At 60.3% G+C, this 24,491-nt stretch carries 14 protein-coding genes; 8 read left to right on the forward strand and 6 right to left on the reverse strand.

All coding sequences use genetic code 11. The features are described from left to right. Both CAF73_RS20105 and CAF73_RS20110 read right to left on the reverse strand, forming a co-directional pair. Window positions 1-1,101, reverse strand: a complete 1,101-nt coding sequence (locus tag CAF73_RS20105; RefSeq protein WP_085703592.1) for a polyamine ABC transporter substrate-binding protein — start codon at window positions 1,099-1,101, stop codon at window positions 1-3. 252 nt (window positions 1,102-1,353) lie between these two features. Next, entirely contained in the window at window positions 1,354-2,760 is a 1,407-nt protein-coding gene (locus CAF73_RS20110) for a cytosine permease (protein ID WP_085703593.1), read from the reverse strand. Between the two features lie 325 nt (window positions 2,761-3,085). On the opposite strand from CAF73_RS20110, the gene CAF73_RS20115 reads away from it, so the two are divergent. Beyond that, on the forward strand, window positions 3,086-3,571 hold the full coding sequence (locus CAF73_RS20115; protein ID WP_085703594.1) for a flavin reductase family protein: 486 nt from the start codon (window positions 3,086-3,088) through the stop codon (window positions 3,569-3,571). Between the two features lie 67 nt (window positions 3,572-3,638). Continuing rightward, window positions 3,639-4,682, forward strand: coding sequence for an LLM class flavin-dependent oxidoreductase (locus tag CAF73_RS20120; RefSeq protein WP_085703595.1), 1,044 nt, complete (start codon window positions 3,639-3,641; stop codon window positions 4,680-4,682). Window positions 4,683-5,023: 341 nt separating this feature from the next. Here the strand turns inward: CAF73_RS20120 and CAF73_RS20130 are convergent, their stop codons facing one another. The 3 genes from CAF73_RS20130 to CAF73_RS20140 form a co-directional block, all read right to left on the reverse strand. Beyond that, window positions 5,024-14,911: a hemagglutinin repeat-containing protein gene (locus CAF73_RS20130; protein ID WP_085703597.1), complete on the reverse strand. Its 9,888-nt coding sequence runs from the start codon at window positions 14,909-14,911 to the stop codon at window positions 5,024-5,026. 24 nt (window positions 14,912-14,935) lie between these two features. Continuing rightward, the gene (locus CAF73_RS20135) at window positions 14,936-16,642 is read right to left on the reverse strand and encodes a ShlB/FhaC/HecB family hemolysin secretion/activation protein (protein WP_085703598.1); all 1,707 of its coding nucleotides are present in this window, start codon (window positions 16,640-16,642) and stop codon (window positions 14,936-14,938) included. Window positions 16,643-16,790: 148 nt separating this feature from the next. Continuing rightward, complete coding sequence (locus CAF73_RS20140; RefSeq protein WP_085703599.1) at window positions 16,791-17,240, reverse strand: helix-turn-helix domain-containing protein; 450 nt, start codon at window positions 17,238-17,240, stop codon at window positions 16,791-16,793. A gap of 179 nt (window positions 17,241-17,419) precedes the next feature. Here CAF73_RS20140 and CAF73_RS20145 point away from each other — a divergent pair, with 179 nt between their 5' ends. The 6 genes from CAF73_RS20145 to CAF73_RS20170 all read left to right on the forward strand — a co-directional run bounded on the left by CAF73_RS20145 (window position 17,420) and on the right by CAF73_RS20170 (window position 23,835). Then, window positions 17,420-18,238 (forward strand): alpha/beta fold hydrolase, encoded by an 819-nt coding sequence (locus CAF73_RS20145; protein ID WP_085703600.1) that lies wholly within the window; start codon window positions 17,420-17,422, stop codon window positions 18,236-18,238. Between the two features lie 259 nt (window positions 18,239-18,497). Next, entirely contained in the window at window positions 18,498-19,805 is a 1,308-nt protein-coding gene (locus CAF73_RS20150; protein ID WP_085698285.1) for an NAD(P)/FAD-dependent oxidoreductase, read from the forward strand. A gap of 58 nt (window positions 19,806-19,863) precedes the next feature. Then, window positions 19,864-20,280: a RidA family protein gene (locus tag CAF73_RS20155; RefSeq protein WP_007950460.1), complete on the forward strand. Its 417-nt coding sequence runs from the start codon at window positions 19,864-19,866 to the stop codon at window positions 20,278-20,280. A 27-nt stretch (window positions 20,281-20,307) separates the two neighbouring features. Further along, the gene (locus CAF73_RS20160; RefSeq protein ID WP_039766940.1) at window positions 20,308-20,985 is read left to right on the forward strand and encodes a DUF1028 domain-containing protein; all 678 of its coding nucleotides are present in this window, start codon (window positions 20,308-20,310) and stop codon (window positions 20,983-20,985) included. After that, on the forward strand, window positions 20,982-22,130 hold the full coding sequence (gene argE, locus CAF73_RS20165; protein WP_085703601.1) for an acetylornithine deacetylase: 1,149 nt from the start codon (window positions 20,982-20,984) through the stop codon (window positions 22,128-22,130). Before CAF73_RS20160 ends, argE begins: the two co-directional genes overlap by 4 nt. 289 nt (window positions 22,131-22,419) lie before the next feature. Further along, window positions 22,420-23,835 (forward strand): cytosine permease, encoded by a 1,416-nt coding sequence (locus CAF73_RS20170; protein WP_085703602.1) that lies wholly within the window; start codon window positions 22,420-22,422, stop codon window positions 23,833-23,835. Between the two features lie 70 nt (window positions 23,836-23,905). On the opposite strand, the gene CAF73_RS20175 is transcribed toward CAF73_RS20170, so the two are convergent. Further along, window positions 23,906-24,403 carry a helix-turn-helix domain-containing protein gene (locus CAF73_RS20175; protein WP_085698281.1) on the reverse strand — a complete coding sequence of 166 codons (498 nt, stop codon included), beginning with the start codon at window positions 24,401-24,403 and terminating at the stop codon, window positions 23,906-23,908. Window positions 24,404-24,491 lie beyond the last annotated feature (88 nt).

Consider the following 24,491-nt stretch of genomic DNA (forward strand, 5'->3'; position numbering starts at 1 on the left):
CTATTTATCGGATTTGATGCTGGTCCACACCCGGGTCCGCACCCGCTCCAGCTTCTGAGGCAACGGCTGCACCACGTACAGTTTCTTCAGCGCTTCGCTGGTCGGCGTCAGGTTGGGGTTGCCAGTGATTTCCTTGTTGATCAGCGGCAGCGAATCCTTGTTGGCGTTCGGGTAGCCAAGAAAATCACTGATCGAGGCGATGACCTTCGGATCGAGCAAGGTGTTGAGGAATTCGTGGGCTTCTTCAACGTTCTTCGCGCTCTTCGGAATGGCGAAGGTGTCGAACCAGATCGGTGCGCCCTCCTTCGGCAAGCGCCAGTCGACCACCACGCCGTTTTTCGCTTCTTTGGCGCGGTTGCCGAACTGGTAGAAGCTGCCGGAATAACCGATGGCCACGCAGATGTCGCCGTTGGCGATGTCGGTCATGTACTTGGCCGAGTTGAAGTAAGTGACGTAAGGGCGAACCTTGAGCATCAGGTCCTTGGCTTTCTCATAGTCGGCCGGGTTCTGGCTGTTCGGATCGAGGCCCAGATAATGCAAGGCCAGCGGCAGAATTTCCGATGGGGAATCGAGCATCGCCACGCCACAGGATTTCAGCTTCTCCATGTTCTCCGGTTTGAACACCAGATCCCAACTGTCCACCGGTGCATTCTCGCCGAGCGCTGCCTTGACCTTGGCCGGGTTAAAACCGATCAGCACCGTACCGACCATGTAGGGCACGCCGTACTGGTTACCGGGGTCGTTGGCGTCGAGCAACTTGAGCAACGCCGGATCCTGGTGACTCCAGTTCGGCAGCTTGGACTTGTCGAGTTTCTGGAACACGCCGGCCTTGATCTGGGTCTCGAGGAACTGGTTCGACGGCACCACCAGGTCGTAGCCGGAGTTGCCGGTCAGCAGCTTGGCTTCGAGGGATTCGTTGGTGTCGAAGGTGTCCCAGGTCACTTTGATGTTGCTTTTGGCGGCGAAGTCCTTGGGCACCGACGGCAGAATGTAATCCGCCCAGTTGTACACCCGCAGTTCGCGCTGTTCGGCCTGCACGGCGCCGGCCAGCAGCGTCAGCCCGCAAACAGTGGCGCCCAGAATGCGTTTCATCGTGACCATATTGTGTTTCCCCGAATGCAGCGTGAGTCGATGGTTTTTATGTTCTGTACACGGCAGCGGCTGTCAGATCAGCCAAGGGCAAGGAAGGTGCAGCATTTTGTTGTGGCTTCGATTCTTCCTGACAGCGTAGACGCAGCACAGTAGCCCATTGGCCAAAAGGGGATCGAAATGGCCAATTTGCGTGACCGCCGGGATGCGGAAACAACAATGCCCGACAAAGTGCCGGGCATTGTTTGAGAAGACTGCAGAAGATCAATCAGTAAAACCCAACCGCGCCGCCCTGCTCTGTTGCGTCTGGCCACGGGTCGCCAGGCAGTAATACAGCGGGCAGGTGACGATCAGGCCGACCAGCCACGACAGGTCCGCGCCTTCCACCAGATTGGCGTACGGCCCGACATACAACGATGTATTGGCGAACGGCAGCTGCACGATGATGCCGATGAAGTAGGCAATGATCGCGTGTAGGTTGAAGCGCCCATAAATGCCGCCGTCGGCGCGGAAGATCGAGGCGATGTCGTAACTGCCGCGCTTGATCAGGTAGAAGTCGATCAGATTGATCGACGCCCACGGCACCAACACCAGCAGCAACGCCAGAATCAGCCCGATGAACTCGGAAATGAAATCCGCCGATGCCCCCAGCGCCACCACACAGCAGCTCGCCAGCACCACGCTCGACAAGATCACCCGCACCTTGATGCTTGGCGTCCACTGGCTGGCGAAGGTCTGAATCGAGGTGATGATCGACAGCACCGCGCCATACAGATTCAGCGCGTTGTGGCTGATGATGTTGAGCAGGAACAGCACCATCAGAATCGGCCCCAGCCAACCGGTGGACTGCTTGACCGCCGCCATCGCTTCGGTGCCTTCCGGCGTCGCCAAAACCGCCACTGCGCCGAAGGTGAACGACAGAATCGTGCCCAGGGTGGCGCCCAGATAAGTCGCGATAAAGGGTTTGCCGATCCCGATGTCCGCCGGCAGGTAACGAGAGTAGTCCGAGACGTACGGCGAGAAACTGATCTGCCAGATGATCCCCAGCGACACCGTCGCCAGCCAACCGGACAGATTGAAGCTGCCTCGGGTGAAGAAGTCCGCCGGTAACTCATGGGCAAAGATGTAGATGAAACCGGCCAGCAGCGCACTGCCCATCACCCAGGTGCCGATGCGGTTGAGCGTGTGGATGAAGTTGTAGCCGATCACGCCGATGGCGGTGGCACTGAGGGCGCCGATCAGGATGCTCAGCGGCGCCGGTACCGACGGCGCAATGCCGACGATGGACTTGCCGGCCAGCACAATGTTGGAAATAAAGAAGCCGATATAGATGATCGCCGCGAAGAACACGATCAACAGCGCACCGTAACGCCCGAACTGGCCCCGACTCTGGACCATCTGCGGAATGCCCATGCGCGGGCCTTGCGCCGACGCCAGGGCGATCACCACGCCGCCGATCATGTGCCCCAGCGCAATCGCCAGCAGCCCCCAGAACAGGTCGAGATGAAACACCTGGACCACCATGGCGCCGGTGACAATGGGCAGTGGCGCAATGTTGGTGCTGAACCAAAGGGTGAAAAGGTCGCGGGCCTTCCCGTGGCGTTCCGCGAGTGGGACGTAGTCGACCGTGTGATTCTCGATCAACGGATCTTGCCGGGACATCTGGGACATAAAAATGAACTCGATTGGGTCTGTTCTTATCGTTGTATGAAGCCAAACCGGGGGTGCTTCTTGGCCGCCCCTCAGATGCAGACCATATTATGGTATTCCAAACTTTTCACAAGACTGATCCGCTGTTTGCGACGGCATCTGATCCGGCATACTCCCTGATAGCCAGCGTTCACGGCTAGAGCAAAGCCCTGTAAATGCTGACTTTCCGACGGATGAACCACGTTTATCGTTTCACCAAAAAAGCGCTTGCAATCGATGTATTACGGTATACCATCAGACCCACAAACGAATAAAAACACGCTTCACCGCACTCGAGGATTGACCAATGATCGATGCTGCCGTCTACAAACAAGTCATGGGCTCGTTCCCGTCCGGCGTTACCGTCATCACCACGCTGGATGACGACGGCCAGATCGTCGGCCTGACCGCCAGCGCCTTCAGTTCGCTGTCGATGGACCCCGCCCTGGTGCTGTTCTGCCCCAATTACAGTTCCGATTCCTATCCCGTCCTGATCAAGAACAAACGCTTTGCCATTCACGTGTTGTCCGGCGGTCAACAAGGCGAAGCCTATGCGTTCGCCCGCAAAGGCAAGGACAAGGCGCAGGGCATCGAGTGGACGCTGAGCGAACTGGGCAATCCGATCCTGGCCAACGCGACAGCTATCATCGAATGTGAGCTGTGGCGCGAATACGAAGGCGGCGACCACGCGATCATGGTCGGCGCGGTGAAAAATCTCATCGTCCCTCAGCAGGACGCCGGCCCGCTGGTGTATTGCCACGGCAAGATGGGCGCCCTGCCTGCCTTCGCCTGATCCGCACGATTGCACTTAAACAGGCCGGCAAGCGACCGGCCGACCACAAGAGATTCGAGGTAGCGTCATGAAATTTTCCCTGTTCGTACACATGGAACGCTGGGACGAAAGCGTCAGCCACCGTCAACTGTTCGAAGACCTGACCGAACTGACGTTGATGGCCGAGGCCGGCGGTTTCAGCACCGTGTGGATCGGCGAACACCACGCGATGGAATACACCATCTCGCCGAGCCCGATGCCGCTGCTGGCCTACCTCGCGGCCAAGACCACCACCATTCACCTGGGCGCCGGCACCATCATCGCGCCGTTCTGGCATCCGCTGCGGGTTGCCGGTGAATGCGCGTTGCTCGATGTGATCAGCAACGGCCGGATGGAAGTGGGCCTGGCGCGCGGTGCCTATCAGGTGGAATTCGATCGCATGGCCGGCGGCATGCCCGCCTCCAGCGGCGGCCAGGCCCTACGGGAAATGGTCCCGGTGGTCCGCGCCCTGTGGCAAGGCGACTACGCCCACAACGGCGAGATCTGGAAATTCCCCACCTCCACCAGCGTGCCGAAACCGATCCAAAAGCCCAATCCGCCGATGTGGATCGCCGCCCGCGACCCGGACTCGCACAACTTCGCCGTGGCCAACGGCTGCAACGTGATGGTCACGCCGTTGATGAAGGGCGACGAAGAAGTCCTCGATCTGAAGAACAAGTTCCAGACTGCGCTGGACAACAACCCCGACGTGCCGCGTCCGCAATTGATGGTGCTGCGTCATACCCACGTGCACTCGGCGGATGATCCGGAAGGCTGGAAGGTCGGCGCAAAAGCCATCTCACGTTTCTATCGCACGTTCGATGCGTGGTTCGGCAACAAGGAAGTACCGGTGAACGGCTTCCTCGCACCGAGCCCGGAAGAGAAGTTTGCCGGACGGCCGGAGTTTGAGCTGGAGAGCCTGCACAAGACGGCGATGATCGGCACGCCGGAAGAGATCATTCCGCGAATCAAGTACTACCAGGAACTGGGGGTGGATGAGTTCAGCTTCTGGTGTGATAACAGCTTGCCGCATGCGGAGAAGAAGAAGTCGCTGGAGCTGTTTATCAAGCAAGTGGTGCCGGCGTTTCGGTGATACGCCGCAGGGGGTATCCACAATAAAAAACGCCCCGACAGGTTCGGGGCGTTTTTTTAGGGGGAGGCATTCTTCCAGGGCTCAGTCTTTTTGCTTTTCGTGTCTGATTTTGCGCCTGGCAAGGAATGCTTGTAAGAACAAGGACACGACAGCGAAAGATGAGTAAATTCCGGCCCCTATCAATGTTCTGATGACCCCCTTCAGGCTAAACGCCCACTCACCATGTTTAAAGTAATAAGCAACTGTGGCTATCGCCACGACACAGGCGCCTACCAAAACAAAGAGCATATAGGTTCGGATCAATAAACCGACAATCTGGCGGATACTGATTTTGTCAGTCTTCACTTTTTGCCACCCAGATCTTGAATATAATCTCCGATAGCCTCAGAACCATAAGACACCGCCGAATTGCCCACGGTCGTCGCCGCCGTGTCGCCGAGGTAAGGCTTGAGTGTATTGCTGATAACAGGCCCCCCCTTGAACCCGATGGTCGTCCCGGCAAACGAGCCGATCATCGGCAGGATTGGATCTTCACCCTTGATCAAACTGCCGGCATAGGCGCCGCTAAGCCCCACACTCTGGGTAGCGACAAAGCCCTTGCCTTGAGTCAAGGCACCGACCAGCGTCGCAATGAATGCATCGGAATAGCTGAATTTCTCTCCTTTGGTCAGTTGATAGCTGACATTCGCCCCGCCCGATATGGCTGCCCCCGCCGCCATGGCGACGAGACCTGCAGTCAGCTCGGTTCCGACCAGCGGACCGGCCGTAAAGATCAGGTAGCCCTGGATCATCCCTTTTGCAGTCGGCCCCTCAAAGCCGACGCCTTCTCGCTCGTCCTTCAGTACTTTGGCGATTTGCTCATTCGAGTAACCCTGTCCGACGGCCCACTCGGCAAGGGACATTGCTGCAGCTCCCGATGGTATCAGGAACATGTCATTGTTTTCGGCCGCGTTTTTCCCGGCCTGCGCAGCTGCGACAGCAGATGCGGTATCACCCCCGATGATGCCACCGGAAATGCCGCTGGCCAGGGTGGCCAACGCCGATACGCTCTGCTTCTGACTTTCGGTCAACGACCTCACATCCGTCGTGCCATACAACGCCTGCATGATCAGATCGGTACTCACCGCCGAGACGGCCGCACCGGTGGCACCTGCCGCGGCATTGCTGCCTTGAACGGCCGCAGTCAATGCGCCGAGAACGGCGTGGGCCATGACCCTGGCCTCTTCATTGCCCGCAGTCATCTTCTTGATGGTTTCAGCCAGGTAGGGAGCGGAAGCCCCCACCAGCGCCTGCGCAATGTTGCCACCTGCCAGACCCTGGATCGCTGCGGTCACCGCCTGTGCAGCCTGCTGGAAACTGCCACCGGTGCCATAGCTGGACATAGTGTTCTTGTAGGCGTTGGTCGCTTGAAGCACGGCAATGTAAGCCTGGCGATCTTCATAGGAAGCATCCGGACTGGCGCCCGGCATCTTGCGTTGCTCCGGTGTCAGCTCTGCCTCGGCAGCCTTGCTGGCTGCAATCATGCCCTGGGTTCGAACGATGTCCATCGTCTGGCTGCCGATCTCACCGATCAGTTGCGCCTGACGAAGTCGTTGCTGTTCTTTCTCCTTGTTGAAGATCGGACTCAGCGCGTTGTTGGCATTCTCCACATCGCGACTGAGCGTCGACACGTCCTGCTGCTGATTGTTCTTGTCACGGATGAGCAGCGTTGCACCGGAAATCGCCGAGTTCGTGGTGCTGCTGGCGTGACCGCTGTTGTTGCTGCCGACAAGCAGCATGCTGCCCATGTTCCCGAGAAGCTGGGCACCCGCACCACCGCTGCTGCTGGCACTGACGCTTTGGTGCTGACTGGAGAAGTCAGCCTTGTTGTCGATGTCCGCCCAGCCTAGCGTTCCGGTACTCAGGATGTTTTTGTCAGCGGTCGCGGTGCTGGCGATGACACTGCCGTTGAGCTGAGTATGTCCGCCGACCTCCAGCTGGAAACCGCCCTTGCCGGCATAAATCCCTGTCTGTTCCTGCACACTGTCAAAGTTGGATTTGATCTTGTCCTTGCTGACGCTGAGCGATCCACTGCCCGTCATCGAACCGAAGGTAAAGCTGGCGCCCCCACTGACATTGGTCTGTTTGGAGTCGTAGCGGTCAGTGTCCTGCAGGCTGGTCAGCGTCAGGTTGCGGCCGACATTCGCCACCACCTGCTGGGCATTGGCCTGAGCGCCGATCAGATTGGTGTCGCGCCCACTGCCGATCTTCAGTTTGTTGCCCGCATCCAGCGTGGTTTCGGTCCATGTCGTGCCGTTGCCGGATTCCTTGCCTACGCCTTTGTTGCCATTGGCAAAGATACTCAGCCCGGCACCGCTGGAGCCAACCCCAAGACTGATACCGACAGCGCCGCCGCTACTGGAATTCGATCCTTCAACCTTCTGCGTGTTGGCCGCAGCCAGAAGATTAACGTCACGATTGGCAACCACCACCATGTCGTTGGTGGCTTGCAGTTTGCTGCCCTGGATGTTGATGTCACCGTCAGCGAAACCGGCCTTGCCACTGCCCGTCGCAACGATGTACAGGTTTTTGCCGGCGGTCAGCGTACTGCCCGGACTGACACTTTGTTCCTGGACTTGAGTCGAGGTGGATTTCTGCGTGCCCAGAGACAAACTGATGCCTGCGAAACTGCCAGCCTCGGCGCCCGAGCTCAATGCCTGCGCAGCCTGGTAAGCCTGATAGCCTGAAAGCCCTGCCTTGACGCCCTGAAGTGCTGCCAGACGCGTGTCATCTTCATGCCTGGCTGCCTGCGCAGTCTGATAGGCAGTATTCACGGCCTCTCCGACAACACCCGACAACGCCAGCGTCAGACCGCTTTTTTTACTTTCCTGAGTCTGTCGAGTGGTGCTTTCGTTCTGCGCAGCAAGAATATTGACGTTTTGAGCGGCCAGGCTGATATCGCCACCGGCAATAGCGTCCGACGCTTTAATGGTGAGGTTTTTCCCCGCGGTGATGTTCACGTTACCCAGCACACTGCCCACCGTACTGCCCTTCTGGGTCTCGGTATGAGTGGACTGAGTGGAGGCGAGCCTGGAGGAGCCCAGGGTCACGCCAATCCCCCCGGAACTCATCAACCCCGACTTTTTGGTCGACTGACTATGCTCGGCACTGAAGGTCTCGACACCGCTTTCGATACGAATGTCATTGCGGGCCTGCAGATCCGTCTGCCGCGTCGACACCACATTACTGGCGGAGACCAGCAGATCATGTCCCGCCTGCACCAGCACAGTCTCACCGCCCAGGGTCGACCCGGATAGCCAGGTGCTGCTCGAAGAATCACTGCTCGCCTTGCTGGTGCTCGACAACCCCAGACCACTGGACTTGGAGGATGCCGAGGCATTGAACGCGCTGTTTTGCGCGGCCGTGACGTTCACGTCATTGCCTGCCATCAAGTGGAGGCCGCCCTTGTCGCTATTGACTTTCGAGCCCTCGATATTGATGTCGTTCGCTGCCACCAGCATGGTCTTGCCCTGAGCCTGAATGACCGACCCGACCGCCTCTTCGCTGCCACTCTCGGTCATGGTCGAGCTCTTCTTGCCGAACGAACCTTTCTTGGTTTTGGTGTAATAGGAGTAATCGGTATCGGCGGCGCTCTCGAGGTTCAAATTGTCCCCGGCGAAGACAAAGGCTTCACCCTGCGTCGTTGCCTGGCTTGCGATGAGCGTCAGGTCGTTGCCGGCTCTCAGGGCCAAATCCCCACCCGCCTTGATGGTGCTCGACTGCTGACGTACATGATCCTCCTCCGCACGGAACTTCTTGTTCCAGCCGCTGGCATGAGATTCGTCAGCCGCCGAGCTGATCGTCAGGTCGCCTTTGGCATTGATATCGACATTGCCTTTGGCCTCGACATTACTGGCCACAACGCTGACGTCACGCTGGGCCGTAACCTTGAGCGTGCCGCCGACGTTGACGTCCGAGCCATGCTGCTTGACCGTCGAATACTGATAGTTGGTATTGCTGCGGTCTGTCGTCTGTTCGGTCGAGTCGATGTGTACATCACGCCCGGCCGTCAGCGTGGTATCGCCGCCACTCTTGAGCACACTGCCGGTGTTGTTGATGTCCCGACCGGCGCCGATAACCAGTGCGTTCGCCGCTTCGATGCGCGAGGCGTTGTCGACGAAGTCGGTTTCTTCGCTGAGACGGCCATCACTGCTGCGGTGGGTGGTCACGGTGCGTTCGTTGATCACGTCGCCGCGTTCGGCGGTGAGCGTGACATCTCGACCGGAAATGATCCCCCCGGCCTTGTTCGTCAGGTTGTCGGTCGCCGTCAGCTTCAAGAGGTTGCCGGCTTCGACCAGACCGCTGCTCACCAGATCCTTTTTAGCCGTGGCATCGAGGTTTTGGCTGGCGCGCAACGTGCCGGAGTTTTCAAGGTTTTCACCGGCAATCAGCGTGACGTCCTTGCCCTGGATCAACGAGCCCGTGGCCGCAAGGCGATTATTGGCGTTGGCCAGGTACAGCACCGGCACCAGGACTTTTTCGCCGTTCACCTCACGCTCTTCGAGCCAGACGATGTCGTGCGTCAGTGCCGCGACCTGCTGCGCACTGAGACTGACGCCCACACTCAGGTTCAAGCTGTTCTTGCTGGCGATGGCGTTGTCCATCAGGTACTTGAAGACCCCTTCGTCGGAGGTCTGACCGTCGATGAAGCGCTGCCCCGTCCGGGCGACGACAGCCTGCTGGACCAGTTTCTGTTCGAACAGGCCATCACCCAGGCGCTTGGCGCTCTGATCGGCGTCGTAGCCCAGGCCCTGGAGCAGGTAATCCGAACTCATGAACTGCTTGAGGTCAGTGAGCACCGGGTTGGTTTCGATCAAGTATTTGTGCGGCTGGGACTTGCCGGCGTTGCTTGGCAGACCCTGTACGCGGTTGACGGTCACCGGTGTGGTCGACACGCCGCCGGTGACTTTGCCTCCGGTGAGCGTCCAGCTTTGCGGGCCGGTAGTGGCCGGCGCGCTGCCACCCTCCTGGCTCAGACGGAAAAGTCCGTTCTGACCTGTCGGCAGGCTGAAGCCCGGCAAGTCGATCGGGCTGACCTGTTGCTGGGCCAGGTCCGGGGGCAGTTGCGGATTGATCTTGACCACGGTGGAGTAGCCGTTGCCAACGCCGGTATCGGTATTGGTCTTGCCCGCCGCGACGTAGCTGTAATAAGGCCGAACCACGCTGTTGTCGATGGTCTGAGCCGCATCCAGCCGGATGTTGCCGCCGGCCTGTATCACCGCGTCGTAGGAGCTGCCCGAACCCGTGACGGTGGAAACGCTTTCGGTCAGCTTGCCACCGCCCAGAAGGCTGATGAAATGGCTCAAATCCGCTTCGACGGTGGCCGAAGGCGTGCCGCCGTTCTTGTCGTTGAAGGCTTTGGCGGCGGGCTCGGCGGCGAAGATCTGGTCAACGTAGTTCCAGTAAGTTCGCTTGGTGATGATCTCCTGCTCTTGCAGGCCTTTGTTGGTGATGGTGCCGGCAGTCACATTGATATTGCCGGTGGCCGCGATGGTGCTGCTGGTGTTATTCAGCGCCTGGGCGTTGATCGACATATTGCCGCCGCTGGTCAGGCTCGCGGCAGCACTGCTGTTGTCGACTTTCAGTCGATCGGTTTCGGCGATTTCCCAGTGCCCGTTGCGTCGGCCGCCACTGCGAAAATCACACCCGGCAATCGGGATCAGGTTGCAGTCGATTTGCGTGATGACTACCGAGCTCTTTTCATGTGCCGTGTACTCGAGAATGTCCCTTACGTTGTTCACGGTCAGGGCATTGATGGTCAGGTCCTGCGCGCTGTAGATCTCACCAGAACGGTTGTCCAACAAGTCTGCCTTGCCGCTGTCGCGATCCCGGCCGATGTGCACATTGCTCAGACCGTACACGTTGCCGTAGGCATTGGTGAAACTGGACAACAGCAGACGCATGTCACCGCCACTGGTGATCAGGCCTCTGTCGTTCAGGAGTGCGCCAGTGGTCAGGGTCAGGTCTTTGCCGGCGCCGAGGGTGCCGTAGTTGTTGACGGTGGCGGCAGTGAGGGTCAGATCGCCGCTGGATGTCAGCCGCCCCTGATTGCTCAACAGGCCGTTAATATTGACCGTGGTGTTGCCGCCACCGCCAATGCTGGTCCCGGTACCGAGGGTCAGTTGACTGCTCTTGAGCGTCAGGTCGCCAAGGCTGCTGGTGCGACCGTTGCCGGAATAGTTGCCCCACAAGGTCAGATCCAGCGATCCGTCACTGGCGATCAACCCGTCGTTGTTCCAGTAACCTCCGCTACCTGTCAGCTTGCTGGCCGCCAGCAATTGACCACTTGCGGTCTGGTTGAGGTTGTTGATGTTGACGGTCAGGCGGTCGGCCTGGATCACGCTGGCGTTGGTCCAGCTATCCGCCGCCAGCGTCAGGGCTCCACGCGTGACGAAGCTGCCGCCGGCGCTACCGAGTTGAGCGGTGGCAATGTCGAAAATCCCGCTCCCGACGTGCAGCACGTTACCGCCCGCGTTCAACAATCCACCCGCCCCAAGGCTGAAGTCACTGTTGGCGCTTTCAACGGCGCCGTTGCGGTTATCGAACAGTCCGCCGACGGTGAACGCGGCTTTGCCGGTGTTGCCCAGTGCGCGCAACTGACCGGTCTGGTTATCGACGCTGGCGGCGCCGACGCTCAGGGTGCTGGCGCTTTCGATGATGCCTTTGCGGTTGTTCAGGGCGCCGCGCAGGCTGAGATCGATTTGTTGGCCGGCGATCTGGCCACCCGTGTCGCCACTATTATCGAAATCCCTGCCGGTGACGCTGACGCGCTGCCTGGCGACCAGCACGCCGTTGCGGTTGATGAAATTGCCGGTGTTGCCCAGATCAAGGGTCGTGTCACCGCTTTGCGCAGCGATCCGTCCGCTCTCGTTGTCGAGACCGGCCAGGGCCTTGAGTGTGACATGCTGAGCCTGGATCACCCCTCCCTGCCCATTGCGCAACAAGCCGCCGATCTGTGCAGTGAAAGCGCTTTTGAGGCTGGAAAGCACACCGCCGCGGCTGTCGAGGCTGGCGGCATTGACGTCGAGGTTGCCGGACTTGGCAACGAGTCGACCCTTCTGGTTATCGATCGCACCACCGACCTTGACGGTAAGTGCGCCTTCGCTTTGCAGCGATCCCCCGGCGTTGTCGAGGCTGGCGGCGTTCAGTTGCAGATCGGCCGCATCACTGTAGATCAGGCCGCCACTGTTTTGCACAGCACCACTGGCAGTGAGCGTGAGGTTATCGTTTGCAGCTACGGTTCCGCCATTACGGTTGTCGAGACCGCCGGTCGACAGACTGAGCAGTTTCTGGCTCACCAGTTTGCCGCCCTGGTTATTGATCTGCGCGGCACGGGTGATCGCCAGCGGGCCGGCTGCAACCACCTGACCTCTGGTATTGATCAGCGTGCCAAGCAGGTCGAGATTGACAGCCGCATCACTGGCCAGAACGCCTTCGGTATTATCCAGGTCAGTGCCGATGAAACGGATGTCCTGCTTGGCGTTGATGGTCGCCTTGGTGTTGTCGAGGCGTTTGGCTGTAATGCCCAGATCGGCACCACTGTCGATCAGACCACCCTGTGCGTTGTTCAAAGTGCCGGTGAGGGTCAGGGTTTGCGCGCTCTCACTGGAGAGAACGCCGCTGTCCGAGTTGTCTAGACTGCCTGCATTGACTTTCAAGGTGCCTTTACTGACCAGCGCGCCGGTGTTGCTGTTACGGATATCGCCTGTGAGATCCACCAGCAGGTCGCCGTCACGGCTGGACAGGGTGCCGTGGTTACGGTTGTCCAGGCTGCCGCCGAGCAGGCTCAGGCCCTGCCAGCCAGAAATCAGGCCATTGAGATTGCGTGTACTCTCTGCGTTCAAATCCAGCCGCTGACGGCTGAAAAATTTGCCGTCGCTGTTGTCCATGTTACGTGCGGTAAGCGTGTAGCTGAGGTCGCTGGAAAGCTCGCCACCCTGGTTGTTCAGATCCCGCAGGTGGCTGATGCTCAACTGTCCCTTGGTGGTAATCAGTCCCTTGCTGTTGTCGAGATCGCCCATCGCACCGCTGAAATCAATGGCGATGGCACTGCCCAGCAGCGAACCGCCATTCTGGTTGTTCACGCTCGCGGCAGTGATGTCGAGATTGCGGGAGGCGTTGATCAGGCCCCTGTCCTGATTGTCGAGCCGGCCGTCAGCCCGCAGATTCAGATCCGCGCGGCTGGTGAATGTGCCGCCGTTATTGTTCAGGCTGCCGGTTTGAGCATCGATGCCGGCAGCAGCGATGAGCCCCTTGATATTGGTCAACGCCTGTTGCACATGCAGTGTCAGGGCTTGATTGCCGAGCAGTTTCCCGTTGCTGTTGTCCAGGCTTGCAGCCGCCAGTGTGAAGGCCTGGGCGCTGGAAATTTCGCCGTTACGGTTATCAACCTGTCGCAGGTTTTTCAGTACCAGCAGCGGTGCGTTGATCAGGCCGTTCTGGTTATTCAAGTCGCCGTTGTTCAGATCCAGCGTCAGTGACGTATCGCTGGTGAGTTGACCGCCGTCATGTTGATCAAGGCTGGCGGCATTCATCGCCAAAGCCTTGTTGCTGGCGATCCGACCCTTGTTGCTGTTATCGACGTGTCCGGCCTTGAGCGAGAGGCTGTCGAGCGACGTCAGTCTGCCGTTCTGGTTGTTGATCGCGCCTGTGGCAGTGATGCTCAGCGCCCTGCCGGCATTTACCAGACCTGCCACGTTGTCCAGGCTCCCCATGCGCAGCGTCGCATCCTGCAGGCTCGACAGTTCGCCGCCACGGTTATTGAACTGGCCGATGGTTGCGTCGAGTGATCCGGTGCTGTTGATCAGGCCGCCGCCATTGAGCGCCTGGCCGACGTTGAGGCTGAGGGCGCCGGTGCTCAGTACCCGACCCTTGTTCTGGTTGTCCAGTGTCGAAGCCGACACCCGAGTGTTCTGCGAGCTCAAAGTGCCGCCCTGGTTGTTCAGGGTTTGCCCCACGTTGACGGTGAGATTGCGGCTGGCGAGTACACTTTTGTTGACGTTGCCGAGGCTGCCGGCGCTGAGGTTGACATCACCTCCGTTGTTGCGGGTGTTATCCGCATTGACCCCGGCTTCGACGATGCCGTTGTTGGTCAGTAGCCCGCCGGCGCTGAGGTTGATGCTGTCGCGGGCCGCGATGGTCTGCTGATTGGTCAGACTGCCCTGGGTTTGCACATTGGCGCTGGTACCGGCGTAGACCGGGCCTTGCGCATCTAAGCTGGACGCCTTGATGTTGACGGCATTGGCCGCAGAAACCTGCGCCAGGGTCAGTTGCCCGTTGGCATCGATCTGGATATCACCGCCACTGGCCGCCAGGTTGCCCGCCAGCTTCACCCCGACACCGGCCTCGGTACCCACCAGTTTGATCGCCCCGGCGTACATCCCGCCGAGCGCGGACGAGTCGATCGCCAGTTGCGGCCTGGAACTGCCATCGTCGGCTCGCGCCGTAGCATCGAGGGTTTGCGCGTTGACGTCGTTGCGACCGGCCACGATGGTCAGGTTCTGTGCCTGGATTTCAGCGTTGATTTTTGCGCTGCGGGTGATGATCTCGAAGCGGTCGACGTTACTGGCATTGAGCCCCGCACCTTCGATGGCGACGCTGCCCTGATCGACCTGAAAGCGGTCCAGCCGCCCCATACCATCGATCACCGGCTTGCCGGTGGTCAGGGTCACCCGCGGTGAGTTGATGAACCCGCAACCGTTACAGGTGATGCCGTAAGGGTTGGCGACGATCACCCGCGCCGACTGCCCCGCGACTTCGGTGTAGCCGCGCAACTGACTGGGATTGCCACTGATTACCTCGTTGAGAATCGCCTGGGCCGCCACCCGATTGGTCAGGTTGGGGTTGCCGACGATGATCCCGCCCAGTTGTGTCTGCCCGGTCTGCGCCGCCACGTTGTTGAGGATGACGCCCTGCGCACCGACGTTGTAGTCATTGAATTGGTTGTGCGACAGGCCTGCAGCGTTGGGTGTGGCAATGTTGACGATAGGCACGCCGTTGCCCGCCTGACCCAGGCTTGTGCCGGGATTGGCCACCACGATGCCGTCCGCCTGCGCCCACATCGGTTGCCAGAACATGACGTTGGCCAGCAGGAACGCCAGTCCGCGCTTGGGCATGCCCCAGAAGTGCTCGTGTTTTTCTACATCTGCAGATGACTGTCGAGCAATAAAGGCGTACTGACGAACGTCCATGTCGGTGGTCTCGGGTAAATGTAATTAGATGAAAAAATCCAGACGGAAGTAGATCGGTGCCTCGCGCTCGGTCAGTGCGTCCGGCCGCTCCAGGGAATGAGCGAAGGTCACGCTTGCCGCCACATGCTCGCCCCGGGCGAACAGCTCGAGCGAGTTGCTCGACATCCGCCCGTGCTGGTCGCCGTTGTAGCGGTCGCCACGGATCACGCCCTGGTCGTAGCCGAGGCTGGTGCCGTATTCGGCGAACACCGGGCGCAGCCATTCGGCGCTCACCGGGCGCGACCAGCGCAGGTCGTTGCGCCAGTAACCGCCGCTGTCGCCGGACAGCGACTGGTCCTTGTAGCCACGGATCGACGACAACCCGCCGAGGCTGGTGCGTTGCGGGCTGAACAACACGTCTTCACTGCGCTGACCGGTCATCAGGCTGCTGAAGGTGAAGGACTCGCCCAACACTTTGAATGGCTGCAGATAGCTCAGGGTCGCGGTGTACTTGCGATAGCGCGCGTCGGGCTCGCCGGGGCCCGGATCATGGCTGCCCTGTGCGTCGAACGCCCCGATGCCTTCCTGCATGCCGGCGTCGAAGTTGACGAAGGCGCTGCCGATCCGCCGTCCGTGGTTGAAGCCGAACTGTGCTTCGCTGATACGGTTGCTGCTCAGCTTGAGCTTGCTGTCTTCGATGAAGTTGTTGCTGCGCAGGTACGAAAGACCGGCGCTGAGGGAGGTCTTGCTCACGGAATCGCGGTGGATCACCCGCTCGGCGCGCAACTGGTGGTTTTCACTGTCGCCGGTCTGCTTGAAATTGAAGCCGTTGGCGGCGATCTGCGAGCGGTATTCGCTCTGGCTGTAGGTGTAGCTGAAGTTCCACCAGCCCCACGGCAGGTTGTAGTTGAGCATGGCGTTGTTGGAAGTGTGCTGATGGTCGGTCATCGCATCGTGACCGCCACGCAGGCTCAACTGATCGGCCAGGCCCAGCGGACTGTCCCAATCGAAGGTGGTACCCCACTGCTGCTCACCGGTGCTGCGCTGGCCATCGTTGCTGCGCGACAGGCCGGCACGCCAGGGCTTTTGCGGGGTGTTGTTGACCAGTACTTCACTGCCACCGACGTTCTTGCCCGGCGAAAGCTCCATCTTGGCCTGGTTGGAGGGCAGGCGATTGAGCTGATCGACCATCTGCTCAATCTCGCGCAGGTTGACCAGCTCACCGGTCTTGCCGGGAAACGCCATCGACAACTCACGCTCCGAAAGCTTGCTGTTATCGGCGCCTTTCAAGCCTTCGAGTTTGCCTTCGACCACCAGCACTTTCAGGTGCCCGCTGGACAAGTCCTGTTGCGGCAGATAGGCGCGGCTGGTGACCAGCCCCTTCTCGATGTAATGGTCAGTGATGACTTTCAGCAGTTCATTGAGCTGAGGCACCCCAAGGCACTGGCCGATATAGGGCTGGAGCAGACGGGTTCTGTCACTGTCCAACAGGCTGTCGGCGCCTTTGAGCTCGATATCGTTGATCTGAAAGCAACGCGTGTCGGCGGGGGCTTGCGGCTGCGCCGGTTTGGCTTCCTTGCCGGGCAGATCCTTGAGCTCTTCCAGACGCCGCTGCTGCTCTTCGAGCAGACGGTTCTGGCGGTCCCGGATCAGGTCGGTATCGCCGGGAGTGGGTGCGGCGAAGGCAGTTTCAAGCGGAGAAAGGCACAGCAAAGCCAGGCACAACCTCGCCGCAAGGGCGGGTGAGTACATGTTCGATCCCTCGAGACGGAAATTGATATCAAAATAGTGGCGCGATAGTAATGAGCCACTATTCTGACGTCAATTTATGGTTTCACCGAAGTCGTCTTGCCGACGAACGGCATCGGTGAATCGGTTCGGGGATTCGACTCACATCACCTCAATGCTCAACCGCCAGTTTTGTCGCCACATCTTCCGGTGCCAGCCGCCGACCATCGGCCGACAGCAACTCAAGCTTCCTGATCGGTTGACGCTTTTGCGCATCCACCATCACCGACCCGGGTTCGCCAGGCTCGAACATGAACTCACCCCCCCACTGCGACAGCGCAACAATCACGGTTTGCAACGCCCGGCCCTTTTCAGTCAGCACGTATTCCTTGTAAGCGCTGCCATCGGACGCCGGCACCAGGCGCAGGATGTCGCGCTCCACCAGCCCTTTGAGCCGGGTGCTCAACATGTTCTTGGCGATTTCCAGGCTCTTCTCGAAATCGCTGAAGCGACTGATGCCTTCCAGTGCATCGCGGATGATCAGCAACGACCACCAGTCACCGATCAGGTCGAGTGTCCGGGCGATCGGGCAGGCATTGCCCGCAAGGCTTTTGCGCTTCATTTCGGGTTTCTCCGGTAAAACGGCAGGTTCGATGCGGTTGCATCTTACAACTCATGCCGCCAAACCGTTAACGCGTGCGCCACGAAACTTAGCACCTGCGTACAAGTGGCCAATGCCCTTTGTCGCGATAGTGAACGCTGCCATCACGGCATCCACGCAGCCCAACCCAAGGAGTTTTCATGAGCACCTTCACGACCCGAGACGGCACCGAGATCTATTTCAAGGACTGGGGCAGCGGCAAGCCCGTGCTGTTCAGCCATGGCTGGCCGCTGGACGCCGACATGTGGGAATACCAGATGGAGTACCTGAGCGGCCGCGGCTACCGCACCATCGCCTTCGACCGTCGTGGTTTCGGGCGCTCCGAGCAGCCATGGACCGGTTACGACTACGACACCTTCGCCGATGACATCGCGCAACTGATCGAGCACCTGGATCTACGTGACGTGACCCTCGTCGGTTTCTCCATGGGCGGCGGCGATGTCAGCCGCTACATTGCGCGCCACGGCAGCGAGCGTGTCGCGGGGCTGGTGTTGCTGGGCGCAGTGACCCCGCTGTTCGGCAAGAAACCGGACTTCGCCGAAGGCGTCGACAAGTCGGTGTTCGACGGGATCAAGGCCGGGCTGCTGAAGGATCGCGCGCAGTTCATCGCTGACTTCAACGCCCCGTTCTACGGCACCAACCAAGGCCAGAAAGTCTCCGATGGCGTGCTGACGCAAACCCTGAACATGGCGCTGCTGGCCTCGCTCAAAGGCACCCTGGACTGCGTCACTGCATTCTCGGAAACCGACTTCCGCCCGGACATGGCGAAAATCGATGTACCGACGTTGGTGATTCATGGCGATGGCGATCAGATCGTCCCGTTTGAAACCACCGGCAAACGCGCGGCTGAGCAGATCAAGGGCGCCGAGCTGAAAGTCTACGCAGGCGCGCCGCACGGTTTTGCGGTCACCCATGCGCAGCAATTGAATGAAGACCTGCTGGCATTCCTCGATCGCTGAGTCCGTGTGATCTGAACGCGCCTTGAAAAGGGCCGCCGACAACCCTGTCGGCGGCCCTTTTTTTCCTTGTCCCGGATTTCGGTGGCAAGCCAAAGCCCCGTATTTACGGGGCTTTCAGGCCTCTGCATCACGTTTTTATCTTCACATGCCAGCTTAATAATATTTTACCGATAACCACCCCCTCCCTAGTCTGATCCCAAGCACAGAGAACAGGTCGACAGCGACCTGAATCCAACGGCCTCGTGAGAAGGGATCAGAGATGACCACTGAAATAATAAAAACAGACACGCTTGTTGTCGGCGCCGGTCAAGCGGGTGTGGCCATGAGTGAACACCTGAGCAAACTCGGTGTGCCGCACCTGGTGCTGGAGCGCAGCCGCATTGCCGAACGCTGGCGCACCGGGCGCTGGGATTCGTTGGTGGCCAACGGTCCGGCGTGGCACGACCGCTTCCCGGGGATGGAATTCGATGATGTCGATCCGGACGGTTTCGCTCACAAGGAGCGCGTCGCCGACTACTTCGAAGCCTACGCCAGGAAATTCAACGCGCCGATCCGCACCGGCGTCGATGTGAAAAGCGTGGTGCGCAATGTCGGGCGTCCGGGTTTCACCGTCGAGACCTCCGAGGGCGTGATCGAAGCGGCGCGCGTCGTCGCCGCCACCGGCCCGTTCCAGCGTCCGGTGATCCCGGCGATTGCGCCGAAGGATGAACGTCTGCTGCAGATCCACTCGGCCGACTATCGCAACCCGCAACAACTGCCGGCCGGCGCGGTGCTGGTGGTCGGTGCCGGTTCGTCGGGCGTGCAGATCGCCGATGAGTTGCAGCGCTCGGGCAAGCAGGTTTACCTCTCGGTCGGCGCCCACGACCGCCCTCCTCGCGCCTACCGCAACCGCGATTTCTGCTGGTGGCTCGGCGTGCTCGGCGAGTGGGATCAGGCCGCGATGAAACCCGGCCGTGAACACGTGACCATCGCCGTCAGCGGCGCCCACGGTGGCCGTACCATCGACTTCCGTGGTCTGGCCCATCGCGGCATGACCCTGGTCGGCGTCACCGAATCGTTCAGCGACGGCGTGGTGACCTTCAAACAGGACCTGCGCGACAACCTCAAGCGTGGCGATGAAAACTACCTCGCGCTGCTGGATGCCGCCGATGCCTACATCGAGCGCAACGGTCTCGACCTGCCGCTGGAACCGGAAGCCCGCGAGACTTATCCGGATCCTGAATGCGTGAAAAACCCGCTGGCCGATCTCGATCTGGCCGCCGCCGGCATCACCTCGATCATCTGGGCCACCGGGTTTGCCGTGGACTATTCCTGGCTGAAAGTCGCGGCGTTCGACGACAACGGCAAGCCGCAGCACCAGCGCGGCGTGTCCAGTGAGCCGGGCGTGTATTTCCTCGGCTTGCCGTGGCAGTCGCGACGCGGGTCGTCGTTCATCTGGGGCGTGTGGCACGACGCCAAGCACGTGGCCGATCACATCGCCACCCAACGCAAATACCTGGCTTATCGCGATGCCGAACAACGCGAAGCCGCGCTGCACAACAACGCTGTCGACACCGTCGACGCTTGATTCCCCTCTTCAATCCCGGCGCCTGTCGCGCCGGGTCCGATTTCGTCAGGAGCCTCACATGAGTCAGCCAACCCACACCCGCATTCGTATGTTCAACACCAAGGACACCTACCCGAACCAGACGCTGGACAACGACCTGTGTCAGGCCGTGCGTGCCGGCAACACCGTGTATGTCCGCGGTCAGGTCGGCACCAATTTCGACGGCGAACTGGTCGGCCTCGGCGACCCGCGCGCCCAGACCGAACAAGCGATGCGCAACGTCAAGCAACTGCTCGAAGAGGCCGGCAGCGACCTGAGCCATATCGTCAAGACCACCACTTACCTGATCGACCCGCGCTACCGCGAGCCGGTGTATCAGGAAGTCGGCAAATGGCTCAAAGGCGTGTTCCCGATCTCCACCGGGCTGGTGGTGTCGGCTTTGGGTCAGCCGCAGTGGCTGATGGAAATTGATGTGGTTGCGGTGATTCCCGAGTAATTCGACCTTAGCGAAAGGAGGCCACACATGACATTTTCCATCGCCGCCCGTTGCCCCGAAACCGGTCAGTTCGGCATCGCCATCAGCTCCTCCAGCATCGCCGTCGGCGCCCGTTGCCCGTGGCTGTTGCCGGGGGTCGGCGCGGTGTCGAGCCAGAACATCACCTTGCCGTCGCTCGGCCCGGAAGTCCTCGCCCTGATGGAGCAAGGCCTGGCGCCCGAGGCCGCGCTGGACAAGGTATTGACCCGCAATGGTTACAGCCAGTATCGACAGATCACAGCGATCAACCACCTCGGCCAGACCGCGCATTTCAGCGGCGCGCAAACCCTTGGCGTGCACAACGCCGTGTCGGGCGAGCAATGCGTGGCGGCGGGCAACATGCTCGCCGGGCGCTCGGTGATCGAAGCCATGGTCAGCGCGTTCGAAGAAGGCGAAGGCCAATTGGCCGATCGCCTGATCAAGGCCCTGCACGCCGCCCAGGCCTTGGGCGGCGAAGCGGGCCCGGTGCATTCGGCAGCCGTGGTTGTAGTCGGCGAGTTGACCTGGCCCATCGTCAACCTGCGGGTGGACTGGGCCGATGAAGACCCGATCGGGCAATTGCAAAAACTCTGGGACGCCTATCGCCCGCAGCTTCAGGACTATATCGACCGCGCCCTCGACCCGGCGAAGGCGCCGGGTTATGGAGTCGCGGGAGACGACCGATGAGCAACAGCGTCGCGTTGCTCAAGACGCTGGTGGGGTTCGACACCACCAGCCGCGAGTCCAACCTGCAACTGATCGACTTCGTGCGCAGCTACCTCGAAAGTTTCGATGTGCCGTGCGAACTGATCTACAACGATGAGCGCAGCAAGGCCAATCTGTTCGCCACGATCGGCCCGGCCGATCAGCCGGGCATCGTGCTGTCGGGGCACACCGATGTGGTGCCTGCCGATGGTCAGCCGTGGACCGTGCCACCGTTCGAACTGAGCGAACGCGACGGCAAGCTTTACGGTCGCGGCACGGCGGACATGAAGGGCTATATCGCCTGCGTGCTCGCGCTGGTGCCGTCGTTGATCGAAGCACCTTTGCGTATGCCGGTGCATATTGCTCTGTCGTACGACGAAGAGGTCGGCTGCCTTGGTGTGCGCTCGCTGCTCAAGGTGCTGGAGCAGCGTCCGGTCAAACCGCTGCTGTGCATCATCGGCGAGCCGACCGAACTCAAACCGGTGCTCGGACACAAGGGCAAACTGGCGATGCGCTGTGATGTCCAGGGTCATGCCTGCCACTCGGCCTATGCGCCACTCGGGGTCAATGCCATCGAGTGCGCCGCCGAGTTGATCGGCGAGCTGGGGCGCATCGGTCGACAGCTCAAGGAGGAACACCTCGACCCGCGTTTCGACCCGCCGTACTCAACGGTGCAAACCGGTGTGATCAGCGGGGGCAAAGCATTGAACATCGTCCCCGCCGATTGCCGTTTCGACTTCGAAATCCGCGCCCTGCCCTCGCAGGATCCGGCGGTCGTCGCGCAGCAACTCAAGGCCTACGCCGAACAGCAAATGCTGCCGCGCATGCGGGCGGTCAGCGAGCAGAGCGATATCCGCTTCAGCGAGTTGTCGGCGTATCCGGGGCTGGCCACAGATGCCCGGAGCCAGGCTGCGCAATTGATCGCCACGTTCTGTGGCTCGGACGATTTCGGCACCGTAGCGTTTGGCACCGAAGGCGGATTGTTCGACGCGGTGGGGATTGCCACGGTGGTGTGCGGCCCCGGCAGCATGGATCAAGGCCACAAGCCGGACGAGTTCGTCAGCCGCGATCAGCTCAAGGCCTGCGATGCGATGCTGCAACGGATGCTGGCGTCGATTCGATTGTGAAAAAAGCGGTCTGGCTGCGGGATTCGAGTCGGCAGCCGCGCCGTAGCATCACCGACAGACAGCTGCTCCGATGGAGGTCAGCTGCGCTGTCGTTCATGGCGCTGAAAGGCCCGAGACAGAGCGTTTTCAGCTGACCGGAGAGCCTCGTTTTTTTAGCGCCTGAAGCAACAAAACTACTAATTTATCTCTCCCCTTTCCTTGCCCATGATCACCCCAACAAGAAATGCGCCGTCCGTGCCGGCGCTCACTGAAGTACGTCCACGTACTCGTCCTTGCCTTGGAGTTCGTCATGGCCACCTCTGCAACAACGTCCGCACCGCTCATTGAAAAACACACGATCGGCTATGTGCCACCCGAAGATCGCCACGGAAAGGTTCGGGATCTGTTCACCCTCTGGTTCGGCGGCAATATCGCGCCGTTGCCCATCGTCACCGGCGCCCTCGGCGTACAACTGTTTCACCTGAATCTGGTGTGGGGCATCGTCGCCATTCTGGTCGGCCATCTGGTCGGCGGTGTGCTGATGGCGCTGCACTCGGCGCAAGGCCCACAGATGGGTATTCCGCAGATGATCCAGAGCCGTGCACAGTTCGGCTCTCTCGGCGCGCTGCTGGTGGTGTTGATTGCCGGCGTCATGTACATCGGTTTCTTCGCCTCCAACATCGTGCTCGCCGGCAAGTCCCTGCATGGCGTGGTCGACAGCGTTCCGGTGCCGGTCGGCATCGTCATCGGTGCGCTGGGCTCGGGGATCATCGGCATCATCGGTTACCGCTTCATCCACGTGCTCAACCGCATCGGCACCTGGGTGCTGGGGATCGGCATCGTGGTCGGCTTCGGCTACATCCTCACCCACATCCAGACCGATGATTTCCTCACTCGTGGCAGCTTCAACATTTCCGGCTGGCTCGCCACCGTGTCGCTGGCGGCGCTGTGGCAGATCGCGTTTGCGCCTTATGTGTCGGACTACTCGCGCTACCTGCCGGCCAACGTGCCGGTGGCGGCAACCTTCTGGACGACCTATCTGGGATCGGCGCTGGGTTCGAGCCTGTCGTTCGTGTTCGGCGCCGTCGCCGTGCTGGCAACCCCGGTGGGCATGGACACCATGGACGCGGTAAAACTTGCCACCGGCGCCATCGGCCCGTTGATGCTGGTGCTGTTCCTGCTCAGCGTCATCAGCCACAACGCCCTCAACCTGTACGGCGCGGTGCTATCGCTGATCACGCTGGTGCAGACCTTCGCTTACCGCTGGATCCCGACCGCCAAGAGCCGCGCAGTGATTTCGATCATCGTCCTGCTGGCCTGCTGCTTCTCTGCGGTCGGCGCCTCGGCAGACTTCATCGGCCACTTCGTCGACATGGTGCTGGTGTTGCTGGTGGTGTTGGTGCCATGGACCGCGATCAACCTGATCGACTTCTACGCCATCCACAAAGGCCAGTACGACATCGGTTCGATTTTCCAGGTCGACGGCGGCATCTACGGCCGTTACAACCCGCAAGCCTTGCTGGCGTATGCGATCGGCATCGTGGTGCAGATTCCGTTCATGAACACGCCACTGTACGTCGGGCCGGTGTCGGCCCACATCAATGGCGCAGACCTTTCCTGGCTGGTGGGGTTGCTGGTGACGTCGCCGCTGTATTTCTGGCTGGCAAATCGTGACAGTGCTTATCGCCGGCGGCTGACCTCCGGGAAACTGGTGAACAGCCTGTAAGCCATCCGTTCCGCGCTGACACATGAAGGCCCTCAGATGTGAGGGCCTTTTTTGCTTTGTGGGGGAGCGTCTATTTCGTCTTGAACGCCTCGCGCCGAGCCTGTCGTTCGGCGGCGTACGACTCTTGCGGCTGACTGATCAAATCCTCACGGCGCAATACTTCACCGCAGTGATCGCACAGCGGCCCGAGGCCTGCGCTGTGGTTGCAGTTTTTGTGAATCATGTTCACCGCCAGCCCTTCCTCGGGGGACTTGCACCAGGTCTCGCCCCAGGCGCGTAACGCAATTACCACCGGATAAAACGCCTCGCCTTTCGCGGTGAGGTGGTACTCGTAGCGTTTCGGCCGTTCGTTATACAGACGACGTTCAACGAGCCCGTCTGCCTCAAGGCATTTCAATCGAGCGGCGACCATCTGCGGCGTAGCGCCGGTCTGGGCCAGGATCTCGTCGTAGCGATGGCTGCCCATGAACAATTCGCGCAAAACCAGCACCGTCCAGCGGTCGCCGACGATCGCCTCGGCCCGGGAAATCGGGCACAGCGTATCGGGAAGACTATCGTTTACAGCCATCAGGGCTTGCCTCTTTCACAGTTACTATGATTATCATATCAACACGATGCGGGAACAAGCCCTGAGCATCGATCACTCTCATTGCCGG

Origin of the sequence: Pseudomonas sp. B15(2017) (assembly GCF_002113215.1) — a bacterium.
Taxonomy (GTDB): domain Bacteria; phylum Pseudomonadota; class Gammaproteobacteria; order Pseudomonadales; family Pseudomonadaceae; genus Aquipseudomonas.